The sequence below is a fragment of the Trebonia kvetii genome (assembly GCF_007827045.1).
Taxonomy (GTDB): domain Bacteria; phylum Actinomycetota; class Actinomycetes; order Streptosporangiales; family Streptosporangiaceae; genus Trebonia; species Trebonia kvetii.
This window is the reverse complement of record NZ_RPFW01000016.1, coordinates 19,408-27,177: the sequence shown is the minus strand read 5'-3', so window position 1 is coordinate 27,177 and position 7,770 is coordinate 19,408. Positions and strand designations below refer to the sequence as shown.

The window sequence follows — 7,770 nt, the reverse complement described above, 5'->3', positions numbered from 1 at the left end:
TGCCCCCATCGGCAAGGTGCCGCCGCCGACGAACACCCAGGCCAGGGAAACACGCAGCCCAACATCATCGGGAAACACAATGCCGGAAACCCGGAACTACGTGAGCACCCAGGGTGCCGCTCAACAGACCTGTCGGCGTTCAGTGACTCCGGTCTCTTCTCGTTGTACCGGGCCATCCTGCGCGAGTTGAAGGGGCGGGACGTGATCCGAACGGAGAACGCTCCAGTTGGCGATTACGCCGAGTACCTGGTCAAGACCGCGCTTGGCGGCCAGTTGGCACCCAACTCGGAGAAGGCGTGGGATGTGCTCGGCAGCGATGGCGAGAAGATTCAGGTGAAAGCTCGCGTCGTGTCAGACCCTCCCGAGCCGAGTCAGCTGCGGCTGTCAGCGTTCCGGTCCTTCGAGTTCGACGCCGCGGTTATCGTGCTGCTGTCCGCTGCCGACTATGCGGTGTCGCGGGCCTCGAAGGTGCCACGTCACGTAGTGGAATCCGTCGCGGTCTACCAGCAGCACGTGAACGGCAGCGTGGTCTTCGCTCGCCCGGACATCATGGGCCATCCGGAGGCAACCGACCTCACCGCAACTCTGCGGGCAGCGCAATCCGGTCACCAGACCTTCTGACAACCAGCCGGTAACCGAACTGAAGACGGCTCGACCCACTTCAGAACATTCCATCTGAACGCCTACAGCGGAACAGTCATACGGCTTAGCAGCCAACCAGATTAGGCGGATCTAGCGGGTGCGGCCCAGGTGGCGCCACAGGGAAGTTGGTAAGACGGCCTGTTATGGACCGGCCTGACGCCCTGCTGCGGCCCCACCAGCGCGTTCGCTGACACTTTGGAGTGGAGCCGGTTCAAGCCGTCGTCGTAGGACCACTTCAAGGCGTCCTAACCAGAAGTGACCTCGGCTTTGCGGCTGTAGCCGATCGCCAGCGTGAGCGCTCCTGGATCTCAGCACTGTCGGTCGTCGGGTGTAACGTGGACCGCATGAACTCCCCCATCCGGGGATTTCTCACCAGTTTTCGAGTTCAAGCCCAGATTCGGGGAAATCTCACCGCTGTGGGGGTTCAAGTCCCCCCTCGGACACGTTAAAACCCCACGGCGGCCGGTTTCCGGGCACGCCGGATTGTCACCCGAGCGCGAGCTTCCGCCAGCGCCGGGCGACCGGCGGTTCCTTCTCGCTCCTCCTTCCGGGGTACCGGGCTCTCAGCCCCTCGGTCAGCTTGCTTGCAGGGTGATGGTCTGGGCGGTCTCGCCGTTTCTCACATGCAGGGCTGCATCGGCCGGGTTGTAGATGACGGTGATCTGCTGCTCGTGCAGGTAGACGGTTACATCCTCGGCGGTGACCTGGTGCCGGACATCGATCCCGCGCCGGGTGCGCCGCCGCCTTCGCGGTTCTCCGGCTGGTCCGGTGAGCAGCAGGTGCAGGGCGGGCAGGTGCGGCACGATGCGGTCCTCGCGGACGTAGGCGTTCTTCGGCCGGTCCGGGCTGGGCGCGGTAGCAGTGGTGTGGCCGTGGCGGCACCGGTAGGCGGGCTTGCCGTTGGACCACGCCGACTCCATCCGCCGCCCGCACACGCCGCAGGTCAGCAGCCCGGCCAGGAGATATCGCCTCTTGTCCGGTCCGGCGAGATCATTGCGGGGCGACGGACCGCGGGCAGCGTTGATGTCCTGGGCGGCGATGAAGTCTGCCTCGCTGACCAAGGCCGGGTGCGCGGGCTTGCGGGAGATGACCCAGCCGTCGGGCAGGTTCCACCGCTGCACGTCCTTACGCCCCAGGCTGACATCGGCCGGGTCGGCCAGGTCCTTGTCGGTACGCTGCCGGTTCCAGACCTGACGGCCGGTGTATCGCGGGTTAGCCAGGATCGTCGCTACCGTGCGCACCGTCCACGCCGTGCCACTGCGGTGCGGGTTGCGTTCCGGGTCGGCTGCCGACGGGCACGGGATGGCTGCCTCGTTCAGCGCCCGGGCGATCCGCGCCACGCTGTGCCCGGCGAGGCGCTGGGCGAACATCCACCGGACGATATGCGCTGTCTCCGGGTCCGGCTCCAGGCGGTGAGCACGCCGCCCCCAGGCGGCATGGGCCTTGTTCGGGTGCGGCCCGGCATCACCAAGCCGGTACCCGTAGGGCGGCCGCCCGCCGAGGTAGCGGCCCTGCTCCTGGGTCTGAACGGCCATCGCGGTCCGCACCCGGATGCTGGTGCGGGCCACCTCTCGCTTCGACGACAGGCCGAGTACCGTCATGGCCCGCTCATCGTGCTCGGAGGCGAAGTCGACGCGGCCGCCGGCTTCCGGCATCCACAGCTGGACGCCGTAGTGCTCGAACAGCGGCGCCATCAGCGCGTACTGGCTGCCGTAGAACGCCCGTTCGTACTCACCGATGACGATCGCATCCCAGCCCCGGTCCGGGTCCGCCAGCTCCGCGATCAGCACCGCGGCCTGCGGGCGGCGGCCCCACGCCACTTCCCGGCTATGGCCCTCATCGAAGAACTTCGCCACGATCCGCCCGTGGCCGCGGACCAACGCCTCGGCCTGGCTCAGCTGCCGCGCCAGCGAGGACACCGGATCCTGCCACTCCTCGGTCGACACCCGCCCGTACAACGCGAACCGCAGCTTCCCGCACTCCGTTCCGGAAGCGCGGCGGCTCGCCTGCGCCGCCCACGCCGCCAGCATGCTCCCAGCCCGCTGAGCGCTCTGCAACCCAGCCGCCTGCCGTGCCCCGGCCACCGCCATTCCGCATCTCCCCTGCCTGCATGCCCATCATCACCAGCATCCCGGTTATAGCGGGAATTGTCCTGCGGATCAGTAAAGCGGCAGACATTTATCCTGCATAAATGTGCCTGGAAATTCGACTTTTGGTGAAACGACGGCTTTGCGCTGCACCCGATTTTTTGAGGACGTGACCCGACCATGCCAGCTGCTGCGACAGCGGATGGCCGGCTAAATGAGCCAGGTTATATGCGGCTTTGAGGTCATTGGCATATATTTTCCGACGGACGATCTGGCCGCTTTTGTCTGTTACGAAAGGCATGGGCGCGGTATCGTCGGCACATCCGGAGCCGCCTGCGGGTGGCTGGTGAGAAGTTTCCAAGTGACGAGGTGCGGATGGCGATCGGTAACTCGCAGGGGACCGGGTGGGGGTGGGATGAGACCGGCCCGGCGTGGGGGTCGCGCGCGTTTGCGCCGAAGTCCGGCCAGGATCATCTCGGTCTCGGGTCTGTGAGCTCTGACCGGATATTGCCGAGCCTGTCGCCGGGCATCAACGTGCTGACTATCCACCCGCGCTACTGGTCGTTCTACTCGTGGGTGCTTGATGACTTCTGGGCCGCTGACTTGCCGCGTACCCGCAAGGCATTCCGTGACTTCTACCGGCCGCGTGAGGCGCTTTTCGCGATGGCCTGCCATGTCTGCGATGCCCCGGAGCACGCGACGCTCGTCGCTAACGTGGTCGGTAGCCGCCGGGTGGGTCCTAAAGCCAGGGACGCGGAGTTCGACCCGCGTTTCGACTACATCAAGGAAGCTCTCGGTGGTTACGGCCTGTACTACCGGTCTGCGATGGAGCTGACCGGCGCGCTCATCGTCGCGGGCCCGGCCAACGGTTTCCCATTCGATGCGCCGACCCCTGCCGGGCGCGCGCTCGCTGCTGCGTTCCGGGGCGCCGTGTCCCGGACGCGCCTGGCAGCGAAACTCAGGACCGGCGCCCTCGCCGCACCGGTACCACGGGACGTGCTGGCGGAGTTCGCGCGGGCCGCGTGCCTGTGCCAGCTTCGCGTGGCGGAATCGCATGATCTGCCGCTCCTGCAGGACCTGTTCCTGCACTCGGGGACCGTTGGGGAGATCAACTCACGCGGGGAGACCCTGCGGATGCTGCTGGACCTAAGCCGGTGCCGTCCCGCCGAGCCGATCGGCCAGGATGATTTCCGGCAGATCATCTACTTCCGGGAACTGGACGGCTCCCGGTACGAGCCGCGCGCTGAGCTGGTGGGGGTAGGTCGGCGGTGGCGGGTGTACCAGGGACGTGAGTATTTCGGCTACGTGTTCAACCGGCTGCTGCGCTGGGTGTCTCGCCGCGGGCTGGCCGAAACAGATGCCGGGCTCACCCTGCTGCCGTTGCACCGCCTGTGGGAACTGGTTGCCCAGGCGCTCGACGGCAGCGCAGCCGAGCCCGACATGGGGCTGGCACTGCCCGAGGCGAGGGGAAGCACGCAGGTCGCGGGCTTCCTCGCCGCGCTTAAAGGGGTGATAGACACGAACTCCGGCGCGGACGCTGTATGGCCGCGGCACGAGGGCCTGGATGAGCATGCCTTGTACCAGGCCTGCCGCGACTTCGACGCCGATGACGGGCGGACCCTGATCGCCCTCCTTGCTCTGATCCTCCTCCTGCGAGAACGGTTCGGCCTTCCCGGGCGGGCCGCCGGGTTCCGGCAGGAGCAGGGCCTTCTTGCCGAGGGAGGAGCGCTGCGTAACGGGATGGCGCGGTTCATGCACCTGCTCAACCAGCGGCTGCTGCGCGACCCCACCATGGCCGAGCTGGCCCGGTGGCTGATCGAGGATTTCGTCATCGTCCAGCACGAGCGTGTCGCGGCAGCCAAGCTGCCAGACGACACCTACCGGGTCCGCAGGGTAAGTGACAGCCTCCGGTTCTTCGCCCAGGAGGCACAGGCGGGATTCAACGACAGCCGTTTCACTGCCTTGAGCACCACCGTGCACGAGCTCGGCTGGGTTACCACATTCCGGGAGGCGGGCCGGGAACTCACACCGTCCGGGCACGCGCTGCTGAACGACGGCGACCTCCCGGGCGGGGCCCTTGAGACCGCAGCCGCCGGATACCAAGCACAGGGGCGGATGACCGCATGAGCGCCGGGCCACGTCCCAGCATCGTCATCCCCGACCTGCTCCAAGGGCAGTGGACGACCGCGCTCATCTGCACTTTCGGCGCGGACCTCCTGTTCTTCGAGACCCGCCTCATGACCCAGCTCGCGCAGGTGCCGCTGAGGATCATCCTCGCAGACGACAGGCGACTTGCATCCACGCTAGGCGAGGCGGCCAGGACTGGCCAGCGTCACCGCCTCGCCAACAAGGCCTATGTCGCAGCCCCGATCCGGCATCCCCGCGCTGCACACGGCAAGCTGGCGCTCCTGCTTGGCCCAGCGAACGGCCGCCTGATCATCGGCTCCGGAAACCTCGGCTACGACGGATACGCGTCGCCCGGCGAGCTGTGGCACGTATTTGCCTACAGCGACGACAATCCCCAGCACCTCAGCGAATTCGCCGCGGCACGCTCCTTCATCGACGAGCTCGCCAGCCGACAGCTACTCGACCCGCCAGTCACCGAGCTCCTGCACACCACCTGGGGCATGACAACATGGCTGCCCCCGGCACCAGCAGCACCCGCGACCCTTTGCAGCAACCTGAACCGGCCCCTCATCGAGCAGCTCCGTGACCGTGCCCCAGGACAGGTCACGGAGTTGGTCGCGTATGCGCCATTCCACGACGAGGACTGCGCGGCGCTGCGGGCGCTCATCACGGCATTCACGCCCGAGCGGGTGAGGCTGCTCGTCACTGACGCAACCTCCGCGCACCCCGCCGCCATCAAGCAAGCCCTTGGAGATAGCCCGAAGCGGATCATCGAGCTCGTCCGGGTCAAAGAGGAACCAGCGGCGTACATCTACGCCAAGTGGGTGCACTTGATTCACCCCGACGCGGAGACGCTGCTTACCGGCTCGGCCAACCTCTCACGATCGGCGCTCCTTCAGCCATCATCGGCCGGCAACATAGAGATCGGCGTTATCTCAGCCGGCCCCTCCGGAACGTTTGACGGCCTTTACGCGCACCTGCAAAGCGAGCGCGGCAACGACGCCTCGGCCCTCGGCATCACCTATCGCGCCGGCAGCGAGGACGACAACGACGGCGTTGCGCCCTGCCTGGCAGTGCTGTGGAGCCGCCTGGACGGAGACACGCTGAGCATCACGTTCAGCGGCATTATCCCCGAGGGAATGCCACTGTTGCTTGAAGATCACGCCGGGAGGGCGCTCGCCGTAGTCTCCACATCGAGTAGCGGCGCGACCCTGAGCGTCAAGCTCGACAAGGAGTCAGCCGACCGGCTGGCCGAGGGCGGCCGCGTCGCCGTCCGCACTAGCAGCGCGCCCGGCCAGCTCTGGTTCACCTGGCCTTACCAGCTCAGCCACCTGCGCGGACGCCTGGACAGGGCCAGCCAGCGCGAGCGGCTGCCGGCCATCGCGGACCTCCCGCAGCAGGATTCCGAACTCTACGAGCTGCTGCGCGAACTTGACCAGACCCTCATCATCGATCGCGAATCCGCCTGGCGCATCGCCAAGCCCGGCGGAGTTCCTCAGGCCGACGACGGCAACCCGGAACTCATCCGCCTAGAAGATCTCGACTGGGACCGGATACGCCGCGACCCGCGCTACAGCGGGTACTTCACCCGAGGGCGCCCCGCAGGCCTCCCGCCGACCGACATCCAGGTCATCCTCGCAGCGATCGCAGGCCGGCTCGGAGATCTCGCGCTGGGCACCGCACGCCCGGACGCGGAGGATGAGGAAGACCTTGCCCGCGAAGGCGACGCCGGGATCTCATCCGAGTCCGAAGAGACAGATGAAGAACTCGAAGACGAGGTGACACGACGGCGCCTCCCGGTCAGCACGCGCACGCGGATGGCATTCGACCGTTTCGTCCGCCGCTACGCCTCCGCGCTCACCGATACCGCCTTCATCGATGAACTCGGCCCGATCCCCGCCGCCACCAACGCCGTCATTTTCGGCCACCTCCTGTCGAGGCTGCTTGAGCGCGAAGCCGTGTCACCGCGGCGGGCTATCCCTGCCCAGATCGCGACATGGCGATTCTTGTGGCGCAACGACCATCTGGCGGCCGGCACTCAGCATCACGATGCAGAAACCAGCGAAGCAGTACGGCACCTCCTGACTGAAGCCGACGCCCAGGTCACCACCCTGCAGGGCCTGGTCGCCTCCCTCGGCCATGCCATTGAAGACGACACCGTGACCGCCTTGCGGGACATCGCGCGGCACCTGCTCACAGACACCCAGTTCGGACTGGACGCCAACCTCCTATCGGCGGCGGCAGGCGGTGACAGCATGGCACCAGGATTCCTCGGCGCACTCTCACAGATCGCCGAACCAGTCACCGCAGGCGAGATCATCGACTACGTCCTCGCCCCCTGCGGCATCCCCCGGTCATCAGCCCAGTGGCATGCTGACCAGGTACGACGACCCGGCCTGCGCAATCGGATCGGGTACCAGTCGACAACCTTCGTCATCACCACCCCCATCGAGGACCTTTCTGTCCAGCGCGCGCGAGAGCTCCTTGAGCGAGTCGCGGTGGCGGCCTCGTTCTCACGTCACGACGCCACCTACGTCCGCATCCGCTTCGAGGGGAACGGGAAAGCCGTCGCCTACTGGGACGCAGATGCCAGGTACGGCCTCGTCAGGATCGACGACGATACCGAGGAGGACCTCGAGTCATTCGCCCCTGCCTGGCCGGACTGGCAAGCCCGAGCCAACGAGCTCCAGGCAGAAATCGCCGATCGCAGCCCCGCCGCACAGAGCGCCTGAGCTAGTTACCAAGAGACATGCCCCCTGGCGCTGCCTTAAGCTAGCGTCCCGTGCACCGGCACCTGCCGCAATCAGGCGGTTCGGTGCGCTTGATGAAGGATTCGCGTTGGGGTGGCCGGGCATCGCCAAGACGAAACGGTGACCCAGGCGGACGGGAGCCACGAGTCGCTGGGCAACACGGC

Annotated in this window: 4 protein-coding genes; 3 read left to right on the top strand and 1 reads right to left on the bottom strand. The window is 66.8% G+C overall.

From position 1 onward, the window contains the following. Positions 1–621: hypothetical protein (locus EAS64_RS42565; protein WP_222850040.1), on the top strand; the 621-nt coding region annotated here is incomplete at its 5' end. Positions 622–1,217: 596 nt separating this feature from the next. Here EAS64_RS42565 and EAS64_RS42560 read toward each other — a convergent pair. Continuing rightward, the gene (locus EAS64_RS42560; protein ID WP_145862405.1) at positions 1,218–2,672 is read right to left on the bottom strand and encodes a recombinase family protein; all 1,455 of its coding nucleotides are present in this window, start codon (positions 2,670–2,672) and stop codon (positions 1,218–1,220) included. A gap of 432 nt (positions 2,673–3,104) precedes the next feature. On the opposite strand from EAS64_RS42560, the gene EAS64_RS42555 reads away from it, so the two are divergent. Together EAS64_RS42555 and EAS64_RS42550 are read left to right on the top strand one after the other, a co-directional pair. Beyond that, entirely contained in the window at positions 3,105–4,856 is a 1,752-nt protein-coding gene (locus EAS64_RS42555) for a hypothetical protein (RefSeq protein WP_222850039.1), read from the top strand. Beyond that, positions 4,853–7,588, top strand: a complete 2,736-nt coding sequence (locus EAS64_RS42550) for a phospholipase D-like domain-containing protein (protein WP_145862404.1) — start codon at positions 4,853–4,855, stop codon at positions 7,586–7,588. The genes EAS64_RS42555 and EAS64_RS42550 overlap by 4 nt, the downstream gene beginning before the upstream one ends. Positions 7,589–7,770 lie beyond the last annotated feature (182 nt).